Annotated in this window: 24 protein-coding genes; 10 read left to right on the top strand and 14 right to left on the bottom strand. The window is 38.3% G+C overall.

What is annotated here, in order from left to right; translation table 11 throughout:
* The first annotated feature begins 128 nt into the window (after nucleotides 1-128).
* Both AC1RJ8_RS04850 and AC1RJ8_RS04855 read left to right on the top strand, forming a co-directional pair.
* The gene (locus AC1RJ8_RS04850; protein WP_492952769.1) at nucleotides 129-1,625 is read left to right on the top strand and encodes an NAD(P)H-hydrate dehydratase; all 1,497 of its coding nucleotides are present in this window, start codon (nucleotides 129-131) and stop codon (nucleotides 1,623-1,625) included.
* A 132-nt stretch (nucleotides 1,626-1,757) separates the two neighbouring features.
* Nucleotides 1,758-2,459, top strand: a complete 702-nt coding sequence (locus AC1RJ8_RS04855) for an AIM24 family protein (RefSeq protein WP_492952770.1) — start codon at nucleotides 1,758-1,760, stop codon at nucleotides 2,457-2,459.
* A gap of 528 nt (nucleotides 2,460-2,987) precedes the next feature.
* Here AC1RJ8_RS04855 and AC1RJ8_RS04860 read toward each other — a convergent pair.
* The 4 genes from AC1RJ8_RS04860 to AC1RJ8_RS04875 form a co-directional block, all read right to left on the bottom strand.
* The gene (locus tag AC1RJ8_RS04860) at nucleotides 2,988-3,845 is read right to left on the bottom strand and encodes an anti-sigma factor (protein ID WP_492952771.1); all 858 of its coding nucleotides are present in this window, start codon (nucleotides 3,843-3,845) and stop codon (nucleotides 2,988-2,990) included.
* Between the two features lie 2 nt (nucleotides 3,846-3,847).
* Nucleotides 3,848-4,399 carry an RNA polymerase sigma factor gene (locus AC1RJ8_RS04865; protein ID WP_190327446.1) on the bottom strand — a complete coding sequence of 184 codons (552 nt, stop codon included), beginning with the start codon at nucleotides 4,397-4,399 and terminating at the stop codon, nucleotides 3,848-3,850.
* A 113-nt stretch (nucleotides 4,400-4,512) separates the two neighbouring features.
* Nucleotides 4,513-5,406, bottom strand: a complete 894-nt coding sequence (lipA, locus tag AC1RJ8_RS04870; RefSeq protein WP_029278501.1) for a lipoyl synthase — start codon at nucleotides 5,404-5,406, stop codon at nucleotides 4,513-4,515.
* A 219-nt stretch (nucleotides 5,407-5,625) separates the two neighbouring features.
* A complete protein-coding gene (locus tag AC1RJ8_RS04875) occupies nucleotides 5,626-6,060 on the bottom strand; it encodes a GNAT family N-acetyltransferase (RefSeq protein WP_492952772.1) in 435 nt (144 codons plus the stop codon).
* Nucleotides 6,061-6,509: 449 nt separating this feature from the next.
* Here AC1RJ8_RS04875 and cysS point away from each other — a divergent pair, with 449 nt between their 5' ends.
* The 6 genes from cysS (at nucleotide 6,510) to AC1RJ8_RS04905 (ending at nucleotide 12,448) form a co-directional block, all read left to right on the top strand.
* A complete protein-coding gene (gene cysS, locus AC1RJ8_RS04880) occupies nucleotides 6,510-7,970 on the top strand; it encodes a cysteine--tRNA ligase (RefSeq protein WP_492952773.1) in 1,461 nt (486 codons plus the stop codon).
* 40 nt (nucleotides 7,971-8,010) lie between these two features.
* On the top strand, nucleotides 8,011-8,691 hold the full coding sequence (locus tag AC1RJ8_RS04885; protein WP_492952774.1) for an aspartate/glutamate racemase family protein: 681 nt from the start codon (nucleotides 8,011-8,013) through the stop codon (nucleotides 8,689-8,691).
* 216 nt (nucleotides 8,692-8,907) lie between these two features.
* Nucleotides 8,908-9,297: an endonuclease domain-containing protein gene (locus AC1RJ8_RS04890; protein ID WP_492952775.1), complete on the top strand. Its 390-nt coding sequence runs from the start codon at nucleotides 8,908-8,910 to the stop codon at nucleotides 9,295-9,297.
* A 142-nt stretch (nucleotides 9,298-9,439) separates the two neighbouring features.
* Nucleotides 9,440-10,420: a M28 family peptidase gene (locus tag AC1RJ8_RS04895; protein WP_492952776.1), complete on the top strand. Its 981-nt coding sequence runs from the start codon at nucleotides 9,440-9,442 to the stop codon at nucleotides 10,418-10,420.
* An 89-nt stretch (nucleotides 10,421-10,509) separates the two neighbouring features.
* A complete protein-coding gene (locus AC1RJ8_RS04900; protein WP_492952777.1) occupies nucleotides 10,510-11,367 on the top strand; it encodes a nuclear transport factor 2 family protein in 858 nt (285 codons plus the stop codon).
* 196 nt (nucleotides 11,368-11,563) lie between these two features.
* A complete protein-coding gene (locus AC1RJ8_RS04905) occupies nucleotides 11,564-12,448 on the top strand; it encodes a glycerophosphodiester phosphodiesterase family protein (protein ID WP_492952778.1) in 885 nt (294 codons plus the stop codon).
* A 79-nt stretch (nucleotides 12,449-12,527) separates the two neighbouring features.
* Here the strand turns inward: AC1RJ8_RS04905 and AC1RJ8_RS04910 are convergent, their stop codons facing one another.
* The 9 genes from AC1RJ8_RS04910 to AC1RJ8_RS04950 form a co-directional block, all read right to left on the bottom strand.
* A complete protein-coding gene (locus tag AC1RJ8_RS04910; RefSeq protein WP_086549118.1) occupies nucleotides 12,528-12,716 on the bottom strand; it encodes a hypothetical protein in 189 nt (62 codons plus the stop codon).
* Nucleotides 12,717-12,856: 140 nt separating this feature from the next.
* On the bottom strand, nucleotides 12,857-13,378 hold the full coding sequence (locus tag AC1RJ8_RS04915; protein ID WP_492952779.1) for a hypothetical protein: 522 nt from the start codon (nucleotides 13,376-13,378) through the stop codon (nucleotides 12,857-12,859).
* A gap of 258 nt (nucleotides 13,379-13,636) precedes the next feature.
* Nucleotides 13,637-14,140 (bottom strand): hypothetical protein, encoded by a 504-nt coding sequence (locus AC1RJ8_RS04920; protein ID WP_492952780.1) that lies wholly within the window; start codon nucleotides 14,138-14,140, stop codon nucleotides 13,637-13,639.
* Complete coding sequence (locus tag AC1RJ8_RS04925; RefSeq protein ID WP_492952781.1) at nucleotides 14,137-14,724, bottom strand: class I SAM-dependent methyltransferase; 588 nt, start codon at nucleotides 14,722-14,724, stop codon at nucleotides 14,137-14,139. The genes AC1RJ8_RS04920 and AC1RJ8_RS04925 overlap by 4 nt, the downstream gene beginning before the upstream one ends.
* 50 nt (nucleotides 14,725-14,774) lie before the next feature.
* On the bottom strand, nucleotides 14,775-15,218 hold the full coding sequence (locus AC1RJ8_RS04930) for a hypothetical protein (RefSeq protein WP_492952782.1): 444 nt from the start codon (nucleotides 15,216-15,218) through the stop codon (nucleotides 14,775-14,777).
* Nucleotides 15,205-15,651 carry a DUF1801 domain-containing protein gene (locus AC1RJ8_RS04935; protein ID WP_492952783.1) on the bottom strand — a complete coding sequence of 149 codons (447 nt, stop codon included), beginning with the start codon at nucleotides 15,649-15,651 and terminating at the stop codon, nucleotides 15,205-15,207. The genes AC1RJ8_RS04930 and AC1RJ8_RS04935 overlap by 14 nt, the downstream gene beginning before the upstream one ends.
* 185 nt (nucleotides 15,652-15,836) lie before the next feature.
* Nucleotides 15,837-16,799 (bottom strand): AAA family ATPase, encoded by a 963-nt coding sequence (locus AC1RJ8_RS04940; RefSeq protein WP_029279992.1) that lies wholly within the window; start codon nucleotides 16,797-16,799, stop codon nucleotides 15,837-15,839.
* Nucleotides 16,800-16,804: 5 nt separating this feature from the next.
* A complete protein-coding gene (locus AC1RJ8_RS04945; protein ID WP_492952784.1) occupies nucleotides 16,805-18,163 on the bottom strand; it encodes a peptidylprolyl isomerase in 1,359 nt (452 codons plus the stop codon).
* 54 nt (nucleotides 18,164-18,217) lie between these two features.
* On the bottom strand, nucleotides 18,218-18,742 hold the full coding sequence (locus tag AC1RJ8_RS04950) for a hypothetical protein (protein WP_492952785.1): 525 nt from the start codon (nucleotides 18,740-18,742) through the stop codon (nucleotides 18,218-18,220).
* Between the two features lie 167 nt (nucleotides 18,743-18,909).
* Here AC1RJ8_RS04950 and AC1RJ8_RS04955 point away from each other — a divergent pair, with 167 nt between their 5' ends.
* Together AC1RJ8_RS04955 and AC1RJ8_RS04960 are read left to right on the top strand one after the other, a co-directional pair.
* Nucleotides 18,910-19,563 carry a hypothetical protein gene (locus AC1RJ8_RS04955; protein ID WP_492952786.1) on the top strand — a complete coding sequence of 218 codons (654 nt, stop codon included), beginning with the start codon at nucleotides 18,910-18,912 and terminating at the stop codon, nucleotides 19,561-19,563.
* 102 nt (nucleotides 19,564-19,665) lie between these two features.
* Nucleotides 19,666-20,238, top strand: a complete 573-nt coding sequence (locus AC1RJ8_RS04960) for a non-canonical purine NTP diphosphatase (protein ID WP_492952787.1) — start codon at nucleotides 19,666-19,668, stop codon at nucleotides 20,236-20,238.
* Nucleotides 20,239-20,390: 152 nt separating this feature from the next.
* Here AC1RJ8_RS04960 and AC1RJ8_RS04965 read toward each other — a convergent pair whose 3' ends face one another.
* Nucleotides 20,391-22,829: an OstA-like protein gene (locus AC1RJ8_RS04965; protein ID WP_492952788.1), complete on the bottom strand. Its 2,439-nt coding sequence runs from the start codon at nucleotides 22,827-22,829 to the stop codon at nucleotides 20,391-20,393.
* Between the last annotated feature and the right edge of the window lie 65 nt (nucleotides 22,830-22,894).

A 22,894-nucleotide genomic window follows, 5' to 3' on the forward strand; every position in this document is an offset into this window, starting at 1 on the left:
TGGTAAAAGGTATAAAAATTAAAAGATAGTATTTTAAATTATTTTGGAAAACTAGCGCCTTTGAGTATAATGAACCAAACAAAACCCTACTCTTTTGCATTGTAGCTGTATAATCTTATCTTAGTTATATGCGAACATTGCTTACTTCTGCCCAAATGCGTAGTGCCGATCAGTTTACGATTGCTAATAAACCCATTGCTTCTATAGATCTGATGGAAAAAGCTGCGAGAGCCTTTGTTCAAACTTTTTTAAGAGATGAGTTCGATACCAATAAAAGTGTGGCTATATGCTGTGGGAAGGGAAATAACGGAGGAGATGGATTAGCCATTGCCCATTTGCTTATTGCTAACGGATACGAGAATATAAAAGTTTACATCATCAACTTCAGTAAAAAACAAAGCGACGATTTTGCCATTAACCTACAGCGGATTGAAGAAACGAGATGCAAAAAAACAATCATTAACCAGGTTTCTGACTTAAAAAACCTGAAAGCCGATTTAATTATCGACGCCATTTTAGGCTCTGGTTTAAATAAACCTTTAAGTGGAGAATATGAACAGCTGGTTCAGGCCATTAACAAGCTGAATAAAAAAGTGTATGCAGTTGATGTACCCACCGGTTTTTTTGCCGAAGGTAAACTGCCTAAAGATTATAATGGTATAAAAGCGTATAAAACAATTTGTTTTCAACGGCCGAAGATTAACTTTTTCTTCCCTGAGTCGGCCTTGGCGACAGAAAAGTTTGAGGTGGTTGATATTGATCTGGATGAGACTTTTATCCAAAAGCAAGATGCTGATTTCTATTTGGTGGAAGAAAATGATATAGAGAAGATCCTTCAGCCACGAAAATTGTTCAGCCATAAAGGTACTTACGGCCATGCCCTGATTATTGCGGGAAATACCAATACCATGGGGGCGGCCTTACTTTCTTCGATGGCCTGCTTACACACGGGAGCAGGATTAACCACGGCATGTATTCCACCGAGTGGATTATTCGCGTTAAATACCGCTTTACCAGAAGTAATGGCCCTACCGAGAAATGAATACACGAGGATAGAAAACCCAAAGAAATATCAGGCAATTGCTATTGGCCCAGGTTTAGGTACTGAAGCTGAAAATGAAAAACTGCTCGAAAGCTTAATTATGGCCAACCAAGCCATGATTATTGATGCAGATGCTTTAAATATTTTGGGCGAAAGGCCCGATCTGATCGATAAACTTGCTGCAAATACCATTCTTACTCCACATATGAAAGAGTTCGATCGCTTATTCGGTGAGCATGATAACTGGTGGGACAGGGTGCAAACGGCTACAGAACAGGCCAGAAAACAGAGGATCGTTATCGTGCTTAAAAACCAGTATACTTTTATCTGCCTGCCAACAGGTAAGGTGCTGATCAATCCTACAGGTAACCCGGCGATGGCGCAAGGTGGAATGGGCGATATCCTTACCGGCATTATTGCAGGCTTTGTAGCCCAGAAGTATTCCGCAACAGATGCCGCTATTTTGGCTTGCTATATTCATGGAAAGGCGGGCGATTATTTAGCGCACGAACAATTTGTGGTTACCGCCTCGCAGGTTGCAGCCCGGATATCGAAAGAAATTAAAGTGTTCATATCCAAATAGTTGTTTTATGGTTTGGTTAACCACAATTGTGGAAAAAAACAGGCGTTAATCTACTATACTTCTAGTTTATAATTTATAGTTTAAGGGAATATTTAAAATAACAGATATCTTAAAAACGGAAAACAAATTATTATGGCACAAAGGGAATACACGCTGAATGAATTAATTCAGGAGTCGGCAGAAAATCCAAATGAAAACGATTTTTTCGAATTAGAGAAACCAGCCATGTTGGAGGTGAATCTAAAAAATCAAAAAATATTGGCAAAAGCAGGTTCTATGGTTGCTTACATTGGAAATATCGATTTTAAAAGAGAAGGACTATTGAGCAAAGGTTTGGGCGGTTTGTTAAAGAAAGCCATATCTGGCGAAGGTACCTCATTGATGCATGCCACCGGAACGGGTAAGCTGTATCTGGCAGATGAGGGCAAAAAAGTAAAGATCATCAAACTCCAAAACGAAGCAGTTTTTGTAAACGGTAATGATGTTTTGGCCTTAGAAGAGAATATTAAAAACGAAATAAAAATGCTAAAAAGCATTGCCGGGATGATGAGCGGTGGTTTATTTCAGGTTAAATTATCGGGCAGTGGCTATATTGCCATTACCACACATGGCGAACCGATTTTATTAAGGGTTACCGGCAACCAGGCGGTTTATACCGATCCTAATGCTACAGTAGCCTGGTCTGAAAACTTAACACCAAACATTAAAACCAATTTAACTTTCGGTTCTTTTATCGGAAGAGGAAGTGGCGAATCGTTTCAACTAGAGTTTTTTGGCGAGGGGTGGGTGCTGGTACAGCCTTATGAAGAGGTGAAGTACGCAGCGAAATCTTAATTATCAAATCGTCATCTCGACCGCAGCGGAGAGATCTTTATGATAAGGTCTCTCTGCATGTGTTAATCAGGTATTGCGCTTCTTTCAGCAGAAATATTTATCCGCTTTTTTGGAAAGCAATTGCAGCAGCATTTGGGCTTAGGTAGTCCTGCCATTCGCTTTACCTCTCTGCGTTCGGTGTTCGCTAGTGTCAGGTTTAGGCGGCGCGGCCATTCATACTATTTAGGGTTGCAGGGCGCAAAACTATTGCCTACAAAGGGCAGTCGAAAGGTCAAAACCCCCATTGTTCCTAAACCCGGTAGTAACGGAAATCCTTTTTATTGCTTAAAATGGTTAGACTAAACTTATTGCCTTGCGTATTGAATTTGCAATAAAAAGATTGGAGTGTATAACGGGACTGTAGCACCTACGGAGCTGGAACTGTTCGTTTTCTAATATAAACATCAATGAGAAATTAATGTTGTAAAAACAAAAAATCCCAGCATTTCTCAATGTTGGGATTTAATGTATTGATTTAATATTTTTTGTTTAAACACCGCCCATTACGGTTAATTTATCCATTGTTGGATTAACACTTCCGCCCATAGGCTCTATAGTTACTGCAAAAGCCTGTGCTTCCTGAATGGTCTGCATTTTTACCAATGCCTCATTATTAGTCGAATCCGTTTTGCCGAATACACCTAAACTTACCGGTTTGCCATTTACCAAAGCCCATAGCTGATATTGATGTGCGGCATCTGTTTTAGGTAAATCCATTGCTACATAGTTAATCAACACACTTTTATCTTTCTTATTCCAGTAAACTTTCATTTTAGAGCTCGGGCTAAAAGCCTGGCCAGCCATTCTGATGGTTGCCCATTCTTTGCTGTCGGCCATGGCTGCCATATTATCCAAACCCTGGTTTTCGAACTCTAACTTGCTTACTACGCCAGCAAATTTTTGTTTATCCAGATTTAAACTCGCAATTTGGTCGTGTGCAGCATTTAGTTTGTTATAGGTAATAAACAATGCTGCGGTACTTACTACCAATAAAGCTATACAAGCAACTAAGGCGTAACGTAAAGTTCTTACTCTAGCATCACTTCCATCTAAACGTATTATTTTTGGTTCTTCCGTATAAATTGGTTCGGGCTGAACATTCACATGCTCTTCAACTTCACTTAACCCCAACTTTTCGAATAATCTTGTTTCTACATCTGCAGATGGCTCTACAGCATTTTGCATAGCATATTGCTCCATAGCTTGCTCAATGGCAGCTATTTCATCTCTTACCTCGGGGTATTGAGATGCCATTTCCTCAACCTGCAACGCTTCTTCAGGTGATAAATCACCTAAAACGTACAGCTCAAGTACTCCAGATTCGATATATGCTTTTAAATTTTCCACGCTCAATTAAAATTCCTTCTCAATTCAATAATAGCCAACCGGATCCGGGTTTTCACCGTACCTAATGGCAGATCTAACTTTTCTGCGGCTTCCACATGGGTGAAACCCTTGTAATAAACTAAATCAAGAACTGCTTGTAAATCCGGCTTAAGGTTATCTACAAGTTGCTTAACTCCAAGAATATCAGGATTAAACGTTACCTTGTTTTGTTCATCAACGAAACTTACGTTATTTTCTATATCTTGGTTTTTGAGTGAATTCTTAAAGTCTTTAGAACGTAGTTTGTCGATTGATAAATTGCGGGCAATGTTCATCATCCACGTAAACAAACGTCCTTTGGTATGGTCATAGTGTGCAGCAGATTGCCAGATTTTCACAAAAGTTTCTTGTAGTACATCTTCAGCAAGCTCTGTATGGGTGATAATGCGCGAAATAACGCCATAAAGTGCTGACGAATACATGCTGTACAGTGTTTTTAGAACCGCAGGATCTTTCGATTGCAGTGCTTGAACTAGTTCAGGCTCAGTTAGGGTTAATTTTTTTAATGCAGTCACTATTGGTTACTAAGATACAATACAGAACAGTAAAAGCAAAAAAATGTTTTGCAAAAGAATTCCGCAGAGGAGTACGATTAAAAATATTTTAAATCCTTTCTTGTAACAGTGAATTATGCAATTCCTTCAATAGGAAAAAGGTGTTTTTCTGCATGGTAAGATGAACGTACCAGCGGACCGCTTTCTACGTACTTCAAACCTTTTGCTAAACCGGCTTCTTTATACATTGCGAAAGTATCCGGATGGATCCAATCTACAACAGGGTGGTGGTTGCGCGTTGGTTGTAAGTATTGCCCTAAGGTTAAGATATGTACGCCATTGGCAACTAAATCGTCCATAGCTTCGAAAATATCTTCTTCAGTTTCGCCTAAGCCAAGCATAATGCCTGTTTTTGTTCTTAAACCAAATTCAGAAATTCTTTTTAAAGCCTCTAAACTTCTGTCGTATTTAGCCTGGATCCGCACTTGTTTGGTTAAACGCTTAACCGTTTCCATATTGTGCGAAACCACTTCCGGTCTTTCTTCTAATACGCGGTATAAATTATCCCACTGACCTTTGAAATCGGGGATTAGGGTTTCTAAAGTGGTAATTGGACTTTCTCTGCGGATAGCCTGCAGGGTTTCTGCCCAGATGATTGAGCCGCCGTCTTTTAAATCATCGCGATCTACCGAAGTAATTACGCAATGTTTAACGCCCATTAATCTTACCGAATCGGCAATGCGGTTAGGCTCGTCAACATCAACAGCCAAAGGGCGGCCTGTGGCTACAGCACAGAAAGAACAGCTACGGGTGCAGATGTTGCCCAAAATCATGAAGGTTGCCGTGCCTGCACCCCAACATTCGCCCATATTAGGACAATTTCCGCTTTCGCAGATGGTATGGAGCTTGTGCGTGTCTACTAAACTGCGAACTTGTGCATATTCTTTACCAACGGGTAATTTTACACGTAACCAATCTGGTTTACGTTTTACTTCAGTTACAGCAGGTACTACCGGTAAATCAATCATGGTACAAAGTTAATGAATAGGATTGAAATGTTACAATGCAGAAATGTTTGAAGGTTGTAATAATTGGGGGAGTTGGTTAATCGTTCGAATTGGTTAACTGGTTAATTGTTGGTTGGCTAACTTGCAAAGTCTGGCCGGGAAGGGCAGAGCTTGACTTCGCAAGTTTAGCGAGGGCCTGCCCTGTGATGTCAGATATTTCTATCTGACATCCATAAAAAATTAACGCAGATCTATTTCAAAAGCGACCTGACGTTTATTCTCCTTAAAGCCAATGCGTTCATAAAATTTGAGGCTTTCGGTGCGTTTGATGTTACACCTTACCTTTAGTTTTTTTACTTGATGCTTTTTAGCCCAAAGGTCTACATTTTCAATCAATTGCTTCCCGATTTTTAGGTTTCGGTAGTTTTCATCCACAATTAAGCCTCCAATTTCGATAAATGGATCAGATTCTATCCTTAAGGTATAAAAACCATGAATCCAGCCTACTACTTTGTCATCAATTAAAGCAACAAATGCACAGTTTGTACTGCTGTTATTCGTAATGAGTTTGATTCTGGCCGACGTTAGTCTGATGTTACTATCGTAACCCAGTTGTGTAGAAAGTTTGGCTACACCTTCGGTATCTTTTTCCGAAATTTCTCTGATCTGAACCATTTTTTCCTTGTGTTTTGATAGATGAATCTAAAATTAAAGATTAAATTTTGTTTTTACCGTCAGATGGTACCATCTGACGGTACACCGCTTGCCAGATCAACTTGCGAAGCCTCACAAGGCAGAGGTTGGCAGACTTCGCAAGTTAGCCCGTTTTTCAAGCCAAAAGCACAGGAATGTCCAATCTAAACCCTATTGAAGCGGCAGCCTGAGCCTCTTCGGCGAAGCTACAGCGGAAAGAGGGGCTGCCCTAACCGATAAGCAGTAATGCACCTTTTCTAATATTTGGGAAAAATTGATAGTACAATTTTAACGATTAAAATTTTGTTTACCGTCAGATGGTAACATCTGACAGCACGGATAAATGTTAAAGAAAAATCATAAGCGGGGCAACCGACAACATTCCATCATTAAATCATTTTAACTTTCTAACTTAATATTACATTTGCAATATGAATACTGGCTTACAGCTTTATAATACGCTTTCGCGCAAAAAAGAACTTTTCCAACCCTTAAATGCACCTAATGTTGGGATGTATGTCTGCGGTCCTACTGTTTATAGTGATGTGCACTTGGGCAATTGCCGCACATTTATATCTTTCGATTTAATTTTTAGATACCTTAAGTATGCCGGTTATAAAGTGCGTTATGTACGTAACATTACAGATGCAGGTCACTTAGAAGGCGATAGGGATGAGGGCGACGATAAGTTTGCAAAACGTGCAAAATTAGAGCAGCTTGAGCCGATGGAAATTGTGCAGAAGTACACTTTAGGTTTCCATGATGTAATGCGCATGTTCAACACGCTGCCGCCAAGTATCGAACCTACCGCTACAGGCCACATTATCGAACAGATCGAAATGATCAAGATCATAATTGCCAATGGTTACGGTTACGAGGTTGATGGCAATGTGTACTTTGATGTAGAAAAATATAGCAAGGAATACAATTATACCATTTTAACCAACCGCAATCTGGAAGACATGCTGAACAATACCCGCGAACTGGGTGGACAGGATGAGAAACGCGGCAGGCTGGATTTTGCCCTTTGGATAAAAGCAAAGCCAGAAACCCTGATGCAATGGCAATCGCCTTGGGGCATGGGGTTTCCGGGCTGGCATATTGAATGTTCGGCCATGAGCGCTAAATATTTGGGTGCCGAATTTGATATTCATGGTGGTGGAATGGATTTGGCGGCAACACACCATACCAACGAAATTGCACAGTCTGAGGCCTGCAGCCATAAACAGCCTGCACATTATTGGATGCATACCAATATGCTTACGGTAAATGGTACGCGGATGTCTAAATCGGCCGGCAACGGTTTTCTTCCTTTAGAGTTATTTACGGGCGATCACGCTTTATTGAAAAAAGGCTTCAGCCCGATGACGGTTAAGTTTTTCATGTTGCAGGCACACTACCGCAGTACATTGGATTTCTCGAATGAAGCTTTAGATGCTTCGGAAAAAGGATTCCGCCGCTTAATGGCCGCTATTGGTTTATTAGATAAATTAACGGTTTCTGAACAGAACGATTTCGATATTGATGCTTTGAAAGAAAAATGCATCCATGCGATGAATGATGATTTTAACAGTCCGATTCTGATTGCCGAACTGTTTGAAGCGGTAAGGATTATCAATACCGTTTACGATGGTAAAGGTAAAATCTCGGCAGAAGCATTAGAAAAGTTAAAGCAACTGGTTAACGATTTCGTATTTGATATATTAGGCCTGAAAGATGAAGATGCCGGAGGTAACGACTTAAATGGCGTTCTGGATATGGTGATTAACTTAAGGACTGAAGCGAAAGCGAATAAAGATTATGCCACTTCCGATCGTATCCGTATTGGCTTGCAAGAGTTGGGAATCCAGCTTAAAGACGGCAAAGAGGGAACTACCTGGAGTAAATCTTAATTAGTCGTCTCTAGTCCAAAGTCATAAGTCGATTTTAAGAATGAGAAAAATTGGTTTAGTAGGTGGCATTAGCTGGGTATCGACAATAGATTATTACCGTTTTATAAATGAGGGTGTAAATGAGCGTTTGGGCGGGTTAAATTTCGCTGAATGTTTAATTTACTCCCTTAATTTTGGTGATGTACAGGATAAAACCTGGGAAGGATCGTTTGATCTTTTACTCGCTGCTTGCGAGAGTTTAAAGCGCAGTGGTGTAGAAGCCATTGTATTATGTGCCAATACCGCCCATCTTTTTGCCGATCAGCTTCAGGAAAAGATTGCATTACCGATTATCCATATCGGTACAGAAACCGCTAAAGCCATAAATGCTGCAGGAATTAAAAATATTGGGCTCCTGGGGACCGTATTTACCATGGAAAAGGACTTTTATATTAAAAAGCTTGAAGACCATGGATTACGTGTTTTAGTGCCTTCAAAGAAAGAAACCCGCAATTATATACAGTTTACCCTTAAAGAAGAACTGGGTAGAGGGGTGATATCGGAAGAAACCAGGGCACAGTATATCCAGATAATTAATGATCTGATCAAGGAAGGAGCTGAGGGGATAATTTTGGGATGTACCGAAATTCCTATGCTCATTAGTCAAGCTGATTTTGATATTCCCGTATTTGATACCACTAAAATCCACTGCGAGGCGATTGTGGATTATATTCTTTCATAGACAACACTTTATTATACTATCCCCTGTCATTCATAGGAAGAGTTAGCTATTCGGAAATAAATCCTATGCATTTGAATTATCGGGGAATCTGTCCCCCTTTGAAGGGGGCAGGGGGATGAAGAAGATCACATTTAATTTTAAAGATGAATAAAACAGCAAATTGTTTGCTATATTCATTTTTCGACTTTTTACTTCTAAGAAAATATTTAAAACGCAATGGATAACAACAGCTACAATTCTAAATTAAAAACTTATGCTAGAGGCCATCGAAATGATAGTACAAAAGCAGAGATAAGAATGTGGTGTGAATTGTTGAGGAATAAAAAAATGCTGGGATATTCTTTCTTAAGACAGCGACCGATCGCAAATTATATTGCAGATTTTTTCTCAAAAGATTTAAAGTTGGTTATCGAGGTTGATGGACTTTCACATGAATGGGAAGGTCAATTTGAAAAAGATAAAGCTCGTGAACTTATTCTGAATGCATTGGGTTTTCATGTCCTGAGGTTTAGCGATGATGAGGTCATGAATGATATCGAGAATGTGGATAAAACAATTCAACAATATATTGTAGAATGGGAGCAAGATCATATTCGGGCTCGTTAAAAGGGAAGATTTTTTCATAGGGTCATCCCCCAGCCCCCTTCAAAGGGGGAATGGACTATTCTCTAGCAATTAATTTGTCAGTGGGTAAGGGGGATGAGAGATCAATCACACTACTTCAAACAATTTTCCGTTACATTAAACAATGAATAAAAAACTTTTAATATTGCCTTTATTTGCATTAATCGCATTTCAGGCATGTCAGAATAAAACAAACCAAAATGCCGATGAAAATGGCGAAAAGCCTCTGCGTTTAGTTTCTCCAGATTTTAATGCCGATAGTGCTTATGCCTACACCAAGGCTCAGGTAGATTTTGGGCCACGGATTCCTGGAACAGCAGCGCACCAAAAATGTGCAGATTATTTGGTGGCAAAATTAAAGTCGTTCGGTGCTGTTGTAAGTATCCAGGGCGAGAAAACGCAAACTTATGATGGGAAAAGTTTTCAGCTGAAAAATATTGCTGCGGCTTTTAACCCGGATAAAAAGAACAGGGTTTTAATTACTGCCCACTGGGATGCCCGTCCATTTTCTGATCAGGATACTGATCCTGCAAATCATGCGAAAGCTTTCGATGCGGCAAATGATGGTGCGAGTGGGGTGGCCGTGATTTTGGAAATGGCCCGTCAGATCCAGCAGAAACAGCCTAATGTTGGAGTTGATTTTGTGTTGTGGGATTTAGAAGATTATGGCAAGGCTAATGATGAAACACCCGATGAAACTACGTGGTGTTTAGGCTCTCAATACTGGGCTAAAAAAGCAACGGCAACAGGATATAAAGCTTTATATGGCATTAATCTCGATATGGTTGGTGGTGGTAGCGCACAGTTTACACAGGATGAAATCTCACGTCAGGCTGCTCCAAACGTCGTAAACCAGGTTTGGGACATTGGTAATGAAATTGGCTATGCTTCTTACTTTACGAAAATTCCGAGCGGAAAATTAGTTGATGATCATTTTTGGATGAACAAAGCAGGTGTTCCTTCTATCGATATTATCCATTACAATGATAACAGTGGTTTTTATATCAATTGGCACACGCAATTGGATAACTTGGCCAATATTGATAAAAATACGTTGAAGGCCACTGGGCAAACTGTTTTAGAAACCATTTATAGAGAAAAATAAGTGGCCTTAATGTGTAATTGTTAATTACTTTTAAGGCCATACATCAAAGAAAATTTTATATTCGCCAAACAATATTATATTAATTAATAATGAAACAATTATTTTCAACTGCAATAGCTTCGCTTTTAGCCCTAGGTGCTTTTGCCCAAAAAAGCGATGGAACAACCAAATCTCTAGTAAATGCTGAGAAGGATTTTGCTAAGTCAATTGCCAAAAATGGAGATAAAGAAGCTTTTATAGACTATTCATCAACGAGCACTTTAGTGTTCAGGCCAAACCCGGTTAATGCTAAAACTTTTTACGCGGCTAAGGCAAACGCTGAGAACGATGTAACATGGACGCCAAACCTGGCGAAAGTATCGCGTAGTGGCGATTTAGGTTTCACTACTGGCCCATATGAAGTTGGTACTTCAGAGAAAAAATACGGTCAATACCTATCGATCTGGAAACCAGAAAACGGCAGATGGAAATTAGCCATTGATTTAGGAACAGAGAGTAATAAACCTTTGGCTAAAGTTAGCCCACAGTTTATTGAACCTAAAGATCATGTTGCACCAAAGTTCTTAAATGAAAAAGAAATTAAGGCTGGGAAAGAAATTATCTTAACTACTGAGAAAACTTTAAATACTTTGTTAAAAACGCATGGAATTGCGGCATTTGGAGGGTTTTTGACCAACGATGCACGTTTGCTTTTTCCAGGTAACGAGGCCATTGATGGAAAAGGAAAGATTATTGCATTTTATAATGGAATGATCAGCAAAATTAATTTGAAAACAACAGGTGTTGATAAGGCAATCGGCAGCGATTTGGCTTATACCTATGGTGTTGCTACTATTGATTACAAGGCCGATTTACGCGAAAGTTTTAATTATGTTTTCGTTTATGAAAAGGGAGCTGACGCAAGCTGGAACTTAATTGTACAAGCCTTTGTACCAGCAGAAAGATAAATAACAAATGTGAATTAAAGAGGGCTCTCCATAAAAAGAAGCCCTTTTTTTATTTCCAAACGCTTGAAACGGCATCCTTGTAGCACAGCGGAAAGGATATAGTGGAAAGCGGGAACGATCATTAAATAAAAGCACTTTTTTTGCGCTCTAAAAATTATTACCACAAATAAAACTATACATTTTACGTTTAAAATTCATGCATAAAAAGTTACTTATCCTCTCTACGCTCATTTTACTTTTCTTAAACGTTTCTGCCCAAAAAAAGAAATTCGATGTACAGGGTAAAGCTGGTGCACGCGGCATTATGCCCGAGAATACCATCGAAGGAATGTTAAAAGCTATCGATTTAGGCGTAACCACTTTAGAAATGGATGCCGTGATTTCGAAAGACAAACAAGTGGTGCTTTCGCAAGAACCCTATTTCAATAACGAGATTTCCTTACTTCCCAACGGAAAGCCGATTACGCTAAAAGACCAAAAGAATTATAACATCTACAAGATGGATTATGAGGAAATTAAAAAGTTTGATGTAGGCAGCAAAGTCCATAACCGCTTTCCCGGGCAGATGAAGTTTAAAGCTTACAAACCGCTCCTTTCTGAAACAATAGATGCGGTTGAGGCTTATGTTAAAGAACATAAACTCGCCAAGCCAGTATATAGTATCGAAACGAAAACGATTAAAAATGGTGATAATGAATTTCATCCGGAGCCTGCAGAGTTTGTAGAGCTGATTATGGATGTAATTAATTCGAAAAAACTTGCCAAAAGAGTGATTATCGAATCGTTTGATATGCATACGCTGCAATACCTGCACGAGAAATATCCCAAAATACAAACCTCATTATTAATTGATGAAAAAGAACCTTTTGAAGATTATATTGAGAAATTAGGTTTTAAACCGACTATTTACAGTCCTTATTCGGTTTTGGTTGGTAAGGGTTTGGTAGACCGCTGCCACGAAATGGGTATTAAAATTATCCCATGGACGGTTAATACGGTAAAGGAAGTAAATTATTTTATGAGCCTTGGGGTAGACGGCATCATTACCGATTTTCCGAACATCATGGGGCAACTTAAATAGTAAGAAATAAGGGGATACAAAAAAAGCGTTCAGATTTAAAATTGGAACGCTTTTTTTATGCTTTTATAACTCGAAAATCCTAGTGGTGTGCTTCTGGTTTTTCGTGCGCTGCTTCAGTTTTTTCATGATGAGCAGATGCTTCTTCATGGTTGAAGATTGGTCTGGTGAAATAAACAACCAACAATAAAACCAGAATCCATGCCGTTAATGGCAAAGCCCAAATGCCTTTTGTTTGCTGAACCGGTGCGTGTGAATCGTGAGCTGACATATCGAATATTTTTGATTTAAAAATTTATACTTTGTAATTGTGCGGTAAAGATAGTAACAAAATTAAAATAACAAGGGCAATCCGATGAATTGTATTTTAAGATTAACCCGCCAGTTAAAAAGGATAAAAGGCATTGCCTTTTATCCCTGTAAATCGTAAATCATTGCTTTTGTGCTGTTCATTTTGCTTTTAATACGGTTTTGGTGCTCCTGTAAAGTGCTTTGCTCATCTTGAACGGCATTAAACAGTTCTGCTTTTTTGAAATAGTTTGCCGCTTCTGCAAAATTTTGCTGTTGCTCAGCATGCAGCCCCAAACATTCGTAAATATGTGCTTCGCAAACGCCAGGTACAAGCAAAGCCTTTTCTGCAACCTGTTTCACCAGTTTATGCATTTTAAGCGTAATCACAAGTTCCAGGTAGGGTTTGTATACCTCGGGGAAATCATGATCCAGCTCAATGCAGCGTTTGTAATAATAACCCGCGGTTTTATAATCTTTAAAATGGTTCTGATAAATATCGCCCAACTGAAAATAAGCTCTTGCATAATCAGGGTCGAAAACAATAATTTCGTTAAAATACTGAAGTGCTTTGGGTAATTCGCCCCAGTGCAACTCTTCAATGGCCTGTAGATACTTTTCTTCTACAGTGGTATAAATGTCCATAACGGATATGATTAATTTTGATAAGCGGTTAAATGCTTAGCAAATGCGTAATAAATTGATTTTTAATTTGGGTTTTGTTTGTTAAAACTTAGAACCGCGCTAAGGGTTGGGAAGGAAATTTAAGTCAGTACCCAAGCCCTTTATGCCACAAGACGGGCTAAAGTTTAATTGCTGGATATGTAGTTGACGTAGCATTTCTGTAAATTTTGATGCAAAGATATTTATTTCCAGTGAATTGCAAATTTTAAAATAAAATTTTTAATGGGTTACGTGTGCGAGATAAATGATGCCATAACTCAGCAAACAAAATGCACTATTATAATTTAACGAATGGAACAGATTTTCTAAACGTTGCTGCGTATCAATAATTTTGGCCGCTATAAACCAAAAAAACAAGGAGATGCCAATATCGAAAAAGTCGAAACGGCCATTGGTGATGTGGAATAATTGAAACAATTCGAGCGCTACAACGAATAAAAGTGGAATGAAAACACAATTGATGCGTTTTTTGAAAAGATCAAAATAAAATTCCTTCGAGGTTAGGGTGATGCAGAAAACCCATAAACCTTCAGGAAGTGAATAAATCAGGTGCCCGTTTAATGGCAAGCTTGCTGTGATCGTCTGTTTCAAGCTTTGGTAGGTTTTGAAAGAGATCAGCTGAATGATCAGCTGGTTTACCAAGGTTTTATCAGTCCTGTAAAACACATATATGAACAGGCTGATCATCAAGGCAAAGAAAATATACCAATAGTGCTTCTTCAAGGTTTGGTGAAAATTAAAATTTTAAAATAAGAGAATGGTTTTAAAGCAATTTCTTTTTCAAGTTCAAACTGATTAATCGCTTTAATATTCTCTATGTAAAATAAAGATTTTAAATGGAACCATCCAGAACAAAAATTAAATAGCCGATCCAAGTATTTTAGCCAATTATTTGGCGTAAAGTGATTTAGAATTAAGAGTTTTCCACCTGATTTTAAAACATGGTGGCATTGCATGAGTAATTTTTCAGGCTGATCTGCAACCGCAATTATATGCGATAATACCACATAGTCGAAACTATTTTCTGCAAACTCGAGTTGTTCGCCATTCATTTGGAATAACTCAATTTCGCCGATTGAATTCTTTTTAGCGGCGTTGAGCATTGATGTAGAAATTTCTATCCCTGTAATTTTGTGGCTTTTATAAAGTGAGAAATGAGATCCGTTACCAACACCGATTTCGAGCAGGTTTCCATAGGGCAGTTGATTAATCTCATCGAAAAATTTTTTCTTTTGCGGTTTAAGAAAAACATCAACCAGTGGATATAAAAATGAAAACCGGTTATAGAAATTGGTTTGAGCGCTCAACTTTTTAGTTTTAAGAATTAAATTGAGTTAATGCATTTTTAATCTGCCGCCTATGCCTTAAAATATGAACGATGGCATGCTCTAACATTTGTTCTACATCGTATTGCTGTCCCCACCTTGTGTTTATCTTTTTGGATTGATCGAACTCTTCCATGGTGATGTCGGGATTTCTGGTGAAAAAGTCCGTTATATTTAAGCGCTTCCCGGAGCCTTGTGATATAAGGTGTGATGTGGTCAAACTGCAATCGTTCCGGCCTGAATGTTTTCAATCCAATAGAATTTTCGATATAAACTGCATAACTGAACATCGAAGCAGTAACATGCGTTAAGATTGTTTGAATGGAAATGCAATCTGGATTTGAACTTTCTGGCTCGATGATGCGGAGCAATTGTTGCTGACTGATTGGCTCAATTACCGCAATCAGTTCATCAACTGCTTTTTTATATTCCTCCATCAGCGCAGCTATAGCGCCGGTAAGATTACGAGTCTCCATTGCTTATTTTTGAAATGGTTTTTCCTGATGATTTGCTTGGTTTATCCATATCCTGGATAGCAAACGCAACAGCAGCTTTTATCAATGTTTTTACTTTATCGTTTCTATAGTCGGATACTTTTTCGATGGGAATATGCCTGATTAACTTCCCTGTTCCCTGTAGCAAAGCATCAGGATCGTTAATTAATGTACCCTTGTTAAAACCAAGATTGAGGTGATTGGTATAAATTAGAATCATGCAAAATGCATCGCTTAATTTCTCAGAAATGGAATATACTGAAGTTAAGGCATGTGTGTGGTAAAGCAATTCATTACTTTCTGAATGGATGTCGAGAATAAATGTTCTCAAATCTTCATAAAGCTCAATAAGGGGAGGCGTTTTAAATTTTAAGAAATTTAAAAAATCTGGATGTATATCGCGACTCGTGTCCATTCGTTTTTGAAAATTTAAATACGAATATACTTTCTAGAGTTGATAACTTTAATAGCAAGCAGGCAAGAATTTGTTAACTCTTGACATTAATCCTTTCTGTTGGTCGAGATGGCAATATCAACCTGTTGCACTGTGAATTAGCAATCTTGAGCTCTTGAGACGGGATTTCAAATCCCCACTAACAATTACAATAAATCTTTAATAATTTTTTCGATCGATAAACCTTCGGCTTCAGCGCGATAGTTACGCACAATGCGGTGACGTAAAATAGGCTCAGCAACAGCTTTAACATCTTCAATATCCGGTGAATATTTTCCGGTTACAGCTGCATGGCATTTTGCGCCCAACACTAAAAACTGCGAAGCACGTGGGCCAGCACCCCAGCTGATGTATTTGTTAACGGCATCAGTAGCAAACTCGCTATTGGGACGGGTTTTAGCAGCCAGTTTTACGGCATATTCCAAAACATTATCGGTAATGGGAATATCGCGGATCAGTTTCTGGAAATATTGGATATCATCTGCATGGATAATTTTCTGCAGTTGAACGGTTTTATTGCTGGTGGTGTTTTTTACAATGTTCAATTCATCTGCAAAGGCAGGGTAATTTAACTGAATATTGAACATGAAACGATCTAACTGAGCTTCGGGTAGGGGATAAGTTCCTTCCTGCTCAATAGGGTTTTGAGTGGCCAAAACGAAAAACGGTTTTGGTAAAATATGGGTTTGCCCGGCAGCGGTTACCGATTTCTCCTGCATAGCTTCTAATAAAGCTGCCTGAGTTTTTGGTGGCGTACGGTTAATCTCATCAGCGAGGATAATATTAGAAAAAACAGGCCCTTTTATAAATTTAAAGTGCCTGTCTTCCCCTAAAATCTCTGCGCCAATGATATCGCTTGGCATTAAATCGGGTGTAAACTGGATACGGTTAAAATCGAGGTCTAAAACAGAAGCTACCGTTTGTACAAGTAAAGTTTTGGCTAATCCAGGTACACCAACCAACAGACAGTGTCCGTTACTAAAAATGGCGATTAAAACAGATTTTATGATGTCATCTTGTCCAACTACTACTTTGCTTATTTCAGCTTTAATGTTGTTGAAAGATTGATGAAGTGCATCAACAGCTTCTACTTCGTTCTTATACTGCATTGGTGTTATTTTGCGGCTGTGGTTTTGGTCCAGATTTTTAATTCATCACAGGTATTAAATTCGTCGTCGATTTTAATGTAAGTGTTTTCGCGACGTTTTTCAAACCATTCGCTTAAAGTACGATTAATTTTATCACTTTGTGCGGCATCTCTGATTTTTGGAAAATCTTGCGCTAAATTTGCTTTATGAGGCGGAATTTTAGATTTTAAATATAGAATACGGTATCCTTGTTTTCCATCAGCTGCAGTAAATAAATCAGGTTTAGAAATACCGCCAATTTTCATGCTGTCGATTACCAAAAACACTGAAGGGTCTAATTTATCAACCGGAATAAAGGTACTTCTTGCCTGAACGTTTTCGGCATTAAGCATCATACCACCATTATATTTACTCTCTTTATTATCAGAATAAAGGTTTGCAGCAGCAGCGAAACTTAATTTTTTACCGATAATATTGTTGTAAATACTGTCAGCATGCAATTTTAAACGGGTTAAACTTTCTGGTGTAGTTTTAGGCATAATTAAAATATGTCTAACGTGTACCTGCTCGCCTCTTCGCTCTAAAACCTGTAAAAAGTGGAAGCCATAATCTGTTTCGAATACGGGCGAAATTTCTCCTGCTTTCAGTTTAAATGCCCAGGCCGTAAATTCTTTAACCATGGTGTTCCTGTCGATAAAACCATAGTCACCACCATCTGCAGCAGAACCTGGATCTTCAGAATAGGTTTTAGCTAAAACGCCCATATCTTCGCCACTTTTAACCCTTAAACGAAGGGCTTCAATTTTATCGCGGAATTTTTGTTTTTCTGCTCTGGTTAACTGAGGATTTAAAATCACTTCGCCAACTTCTACTTCAGTATTAAACTCTGGAATGCTATCGCCCAAAGATTTGAAATATTTTTCGACCTCCATTGGCGTAACATTAATGTTTTCGGTGATTTTTTGTTGCATTTTCTGTGCAATCAACTCATCTTTTACAGATGGTCTGATCTCGTCTTTGTACTGCAGAACAGATTTGTTTAAGAACTGTTCCAAGCGTTCCTGACCACCTGCGCGTTGCATACTATAACGCATACGCTTGTTTACTTCATCATCAACCGCACCATCTTCAACCATTACCGAATCGATTTCGGCCTGTTGTTTAAGCAGTTTTTGGGTTAAGGTTTGTTGTAAAATTTTACATTTAATCTCGTTGTTAGGCTGGTTGCCCTGATAAAGATATTGTGTATATTGTTGGTTTAAATCTGATAGCAGGATAATATTATTTCCTACAACAGCAGCAACTTTATCTACAGTGTGCTTTTGAGCGAAACTGTTTAAAAACAGGCAAATTAAAGCGGTTGCTACTAAAAAAACTTTCTTCATTCTATTTGTTATATTTTGCAAATTTAATACTTATAGTCAAAAAAATCAGGGTGGTTATAACTTGGCAAGCTTTTTTAGCTCGTTTTCATTAATTTTGATCTGATATTTTTGTTTCAGGCCTTTTAGCCATTTTTCTTCTAAACTCAGTTGGTAATCGGCAATTACCTCTCCTCTAACTTCGCTTAAAGGTTTATTGTAATTTTGTTGGTTTTTGGTGTAAAATTCATTTATCGCCTGTTCGTCTTCCTGTGCTTTGTTCCATATTTTTTGTTCCGAAACATTGAACATTAAAACCCCTTCACGGTATTCATTCAATAAAAAATCGCGGTCTTTATTGCTGACCCCAACTTTTTTATGGGTGGTTAATGCGTCTTCATAAGTTTTGATTTCTTCCAGATAACTGGCATTTTTATCCAATCCTATCTCGCGGGCATCTAAAACTTTAAGCTTAAAATTTATATACAAGTTTAAATAGGCTTGTAAAGTATCGTAGGCCGCACTAACGCTCCCGTTATGGCTTTTTTTGTATGCCCACATAAATTCTTTGGTACTTATTGATTTACCGTTTACCACAGCCACGTTTTGTGCAAACGAAATGCTATAAATAAAGCTGAAAACAAATAAGCAGTAAGCTTTCCTCACGCAGAGCACTCTATAAATTTTAAGGGATAAAAGTAACAATTAGCGACGCTATTATAAGATATTTAACTAATTTTAACAGAAATTATTATCCAACAAAAATACGAATGGAAAACCAGGTTACCAACAATGCGAATGCTTTACGTTTATTTTTTACCGAAGAGGTTTTTCTGGTAAAGGATGAAAGCGTAGAAATTCTGCCTTTACGTAATCCAGAGCCAGTTTTGGCTGTCGAAAATGTTTCGGTTGCTGAAGTGAAAGAACCAGTTTTAAAACCGGAAATAACACAAATTCCTGGGATTAATACTACAAATGTGCCTAAAGTTTATCCGCAAGCGCCTGAAATTCCGCATATTGTGGCCGAACCAACGCCCGAAAAAACGTTTAAATTTTTAGGAGGAAATAAAAAATCAGTACTGATTTTGGTTAACGATAATGAGCATGATGTAAGTACCGAACAGGGTAGGGAACTGCTGCGGAAAATTGTTAAAGCCGTAGATTTAGGCACACCTGATTTTGCTATTCTAAATTATTCAAATTATAAGGGAACCGATTTTGCAGAATTGCAGCGGTTTTTTAAACCCGCTATTATGTTATCTTTTGGGGTAGAGATTGCCGACTTGAGACTAAACCTTATCTGGCAGAATGAAATCATCGTTCACGAAACGACCAGGATTATCTTTGCTCCTAATCTCCATCATCTGGATAGCGATTTAACTGCTAAGAAAACACTTTGGGGCCACCTTCAGAAAATTAAATAGCGGCTTCACAAGCGTATCAAGTATTGAGAATTAAGTATCAAGTGCTGAGATATGGCATTTTAATTCGACTCCAAAAACCTTAAACCTTTTACCCTTTTTACAATGAAAAAACTTGTATTTGCTACTAATAACCAACATAAAACAGAAGAAATACGTGCGGCACTTGAAGGTAGATACGAGGTATTGAACCTGGAAGATATTGGCTGTTTGGTTGATATTCCTGAAACTGCAGATACCTTTGAAGGAAATGCTACCTTAAAAAGCAGCTACGTGGTTGAACATTTTGGTTTAGACTGTTTTGCAGATGATAGCGGTTTAGAGATAGACGCTTTGAATAACGAACCGGGCGTTTATTCTGCCCGATATTCGGGAAGCCGGGATAGCTTAGAAAATATTCAATTGGTTTTAACGAAGCTTAAGGGCAACTCCAACAGAAAAGCAAGGTTTAAAACAGTGATCTCCTTAATGCAAGGTGGTAAAAACCATATTTTTGACGGCATAATAGAAGGAACAATCAGAACAGAATTATCCGGTTCGAAGGGCTTCGGTTACGATCCTATTTTCCAGCCGGACGGCTATGATATCACTTTTGCTGAAATGGACATGGCAGAAAAGAATAAAATTAGCCACAGGGCTATTGCACTAAAAAAGATGTTGGAATTTTTGAAGGGATAGGGTATAGGCTTTACCAGATTATTAAATTTTGATGGATCGTCATTTCGGCCGTAGCGTTCCGAAGGAACTCCTTTGGAGGAGAAATCTTTGAATTTTTCATCAAAAGATTTCTCCATTCCGCTGCGCTCCAGTCGAAATGACGATCACACTTATTACATTTTACCAACCACCTTTTTCACCTGAACAGCATCTTTTTTCACCTGTACGGAGTCCTTTTTGGGTAAAATGGGTTTAATGCCAAAATTGGCCGTGTCTGCTGGTTTAGCTTGTGGCAATTTTTTATCCACATTTAAGCTGTCTTTCCCCAATGTGATTTTCGGTTTAACAGCAGGTGCCGCTGTTACTGGTTTATTTGTCGGGGCGGTGGTTTTAGCACCAGCTACAGTTTTGCCAGCAACTGTTTTAGCCTTTGCTTTGGGTTTAGGTTTTCCAGATGAGCCAATGGCATCTTTCTTTGATTTTGGGCGCTCGGTAGGTTTCCACGAAAATCCTTTTAATACATGATCTTTTGCAATCGTGTTTTCCGGATTCAAAGCTCCTTCTATTCCCTTGATGTAAACAATTTCCTCAATTGCATTTTCCTTATCCTTGAAGATGAATTTTATCCTGCTGCTTAGGGTTTGATTCATTTCTTTATACACCTTTGTACTGTCATCCTGAGTATAATAAATACTTTCGGCATTGCCATCCACATAGAGGTTCTTAAATTTACCATCCTTAAAGAAACCCGTCATCAATCGGCCTTTTATTTGGTTAAACCTTAACGAATCTTTTGGTGTATTTACTAAAAATGCATTTCTAAATGCCTGTAAATTGTTTAGTTTTTTATTCTTGAACTGAACAAATATCGTGTCGCCAACCTGCTGAGAACCTTCCGACCAGATAATCGGATTACTGTAGCAACGTAAAGTAGAATCGGCACTGGTGTAAAAAAGGCTGTCGGTTTTAGCCTGTATATTCGTTTTAAAAATCTTAACGCCATGGTAAGCCTTAATGATACGCGTTTGAACGGTATCAGCTGGATTAAATTTGGCTGTATCAGTCTTTAATGCGCCGGTTTTTAAGTTTCCTAGCGCTTTTGTTAAACTATCTTTAACGCCAGATTTTGTTATCTTTTTTTGCAGGCTATCGATTTTCGTTTTTGAAATATCCTTTACAATAGGAGAGGCTTTATCGGCGATCTTTTTTTGCAGGCTATCGATTTTTGTTTTCGATACATCTTTTACTATCGAATTGGTTTTATCAGCCAGCTTTTTCAGGCTATCGGTTTTAAGTTTAGGCAGGTTTTTGATAATGGAATCAGCCTTGTTCTTTAAAAGATTGTTTTTCTGTAAACTATCGAGGTTAAGCTTGGGCAGCCCCTTGCCAAGTGAGTCAACTTTCGATTTTAAACTATCAATGCTTTTATCCTTCAGGTTAAGCGGATCTTCCGTTACCGCCTCACCCTTATTCTTTTTCTTCCTATCAGCCCTGCTTATTTTTGCGATGTTGCGTTTATTTCGGTCTTCTTTTAGCGTACTTTGTGTTTCTGGTTTCTCCTTAGGCTCTGTAGTCCCCTTTTTCTCACCGGTATCTTCATCATCTTCTCCAACCTGATTGTCGGCTTTAATCGAAATTTTAGGGATTAGCTTTAAGGTTTTTTGTAGTACCATCTGCGTTTCTAAGGTATCGGCACCCATCCATAAACTATCTGGTCTTTTTTTATTCTTCACCATTATAGAATCTTCCGTGCCAATACCCAGATATGCATTTCGGGTAACCAGTGTTCGCTGATCTAGCTTATAGTAATAACCTAAGTCGCCAAACATTTTCATTTTATCTTTTGTATCAGAGAAAACAATGTTTTTAACAGCCTTACCAATGCCTTTCTTGCCATAATAATATAAACTATCGCCCTTTAAAGATCTTGTACCTTGGGTATAAAGGTTTTTCTTCCCAAAAAAGGCATCTTCGGTCATCGTATTATACTGGCCATTTTCGGTGTAAAGATTATCGTCTTTTCCTTTGATATTGGTGGGCCCGTAAAAGAAAGTCCATTTACTTTGTGTGTTATAACTCATCGTATCCGACTTTATCGTCGACTGCGGTGTAACTACAACTACATCATATTTAAAATAGGCATCGTTCGAGTTGCTGAAATAATAACCGTTTTTGCTGGTTAGCGTTACTTCCTTGTTTACAATTTTACCACCGCTGGTATAAGTCCCTATCTTGCTCAGGGTATTGTAGTCTAAAATATTGGTCGTTAAGATCGAGGTTGGATCGATCATCTTCACGTTTCCGGTTAAATGTGCATGTTTTTTATTTCCATCATACTCCAGTTGATCTGAATAAATATCGGTGGTAAGTTGGTTGATGTGTACATTTTTAAAAGCTTCGAAATAGTTTCGTTCGCTGTAAAATACGGCGCTATCGCAGGTTAATGTTGCGTTATCTTGTTGAAAAACAGGGTTTCGCAGGTAGCTTATTTTTTTCTTGGTATCGCCAGTTATCTTGGAAAATGAAACGATTTTAATCTTCGAAGCGGGTTGCTGACCGAATAAAAATACGGGACAGATTAGCAGGAATAAAAAGACAAATAGTTTTTGCACACTACAAAGTTAGTTTTTTGTTCCGAACGTTCGGAATACCAGTTAAAATTAAATATTTTTGATGG

The sequence above is a fragment of the Pedobacter sp. GW822-FHT03F06 genome, from assembly GCF_058801365.1.

Bases quoted from the DNA above. Each gene is read 5' to 3' on its own strand.
- AC1RJ8_RS04850 (WP_492952769.1), top strand. From the start codon at position 129: ATGCGAACATTGCTTACTTCTGCCCAAATGCGTAGTGCCGATCAGTTT.
- AC1RJ8_RS04940 (WP_029279992.1), bottom strand. From the start codon at position 16,799: ATGCAGTATAAGAACGAAGTAGAAGCTGTTGATGCACTTCATCAATCT.
- AC1RJ8_RS04935 (WP_492952783.1), bottom strand. From the start codon at position 15,651: ATGGACACGAGTCGCGATATACATCCAGATTTTTTAAATTTCTTAAAA.
- AC1RJ8_RS04905 (WP_492952778.1), top strand. From the start codon at position 11,564: ATGCATAAAAAGTTACTTATCCTCTCTACGCTCATTTTACTTTTCTTA.
- AC1RJ8_RS04910 (WP_086549118.1), bottom strand. From the start codon at position 12,716: ATGTCAGCTCACGATTCACACGCACCGGTTCAGCAAACAAAAGGCATT.
- AC1RJ8_RS04890 (WP_492952775.1), top strand. From the start codon at position 8,908: ATGGATAACAACAGCTACAATTCTAAATTAAAAACTTATGCTAGAGGC.
- AC1RJ8_RS04900 (WP_492952777.1), top strand. From the start codon at position 10,510: ATGAAACAATTATTTTCAACTGCAATAGCTTCGCTTTTAGCCCTAGGT.
- AC1RJ8_RS04930 (WP_492952782.1), bottom strand. From the start codon at position 15,218: ATGGAGACTCGTAATCTTACCGGCGCTATAGCTGCGCTGATGGAGGAA.
- AC1RJ8_RS04915 (WP_492952779.1), bottom strand. From the start codon at position 13,378: ATGGACATTTATACCACTGTAGAAGAAAAGTATCTACAGGCCATTGAA.
- AC1RJ8_RS04855 (WP_492952770.1), top strand. From the start codon at position 1,758: ATGGCACAAAGGGAATACACGCTGAATGAATTAATTCAGGAGTCGGCA.
- AC1RJ8_RS04960 (WP_492952787.1), top strand. From the start codon at position 19,666: ATGAAAAAACTTGTATTTGCTACTAATAACCAACATAAAACAGAAGAA.
- AC1RJ8_RS04885 (WP_492952774.1), top strand. From the start codon at position 8,011: ATGAGAAAAATTGGTTTAGTAGGTGGCATTAGCTGGGTATCGACAATA.
- AC1RJ8_RS04955 (WP_492952786.1), top strand. From the start codon at position 18,910: ATGGAAAACCAGGTTACCAACAATGCGAATGCTTTACGTTTATTTTTT.
- lipA (WP_029278501.1), bottom strand. From the start codon at position 5,406: ATGATTGATTTACCGGTAGTACCTGCTGTAACTGAAGTAAAACGTAAA.
- AC1RJ8_RS04895 (WP_492952776.1), top strand. From the start codon at position 9,440: ATGAATAAAAAACTTTTAATATTGCCTTTATTTGCATTAATCGCATTT.
- AC1RJ8_RS04875 (WP_492952772.1), bottom strand. From the start codon at position 6,060: ATGGTTCAGATCAGAGAAATTTCGGAAAAAGATACCGAAGGTGTAGCC.
- AC1RJ8_RS04945 (WP_492952784.1), bottom strand. From the start codon at position 18,163: ATGAAGAAAGTTTTTTTAGTAGCAACCGCTTTAATTTGCCTGTTTTTA.
- cysS (WP_492952773.1), top strand. From the start codon at position 6,510: ATGAATACTGGCTTACAGCTTTATAATACGCTTTCGCGCAAAAAAGAA.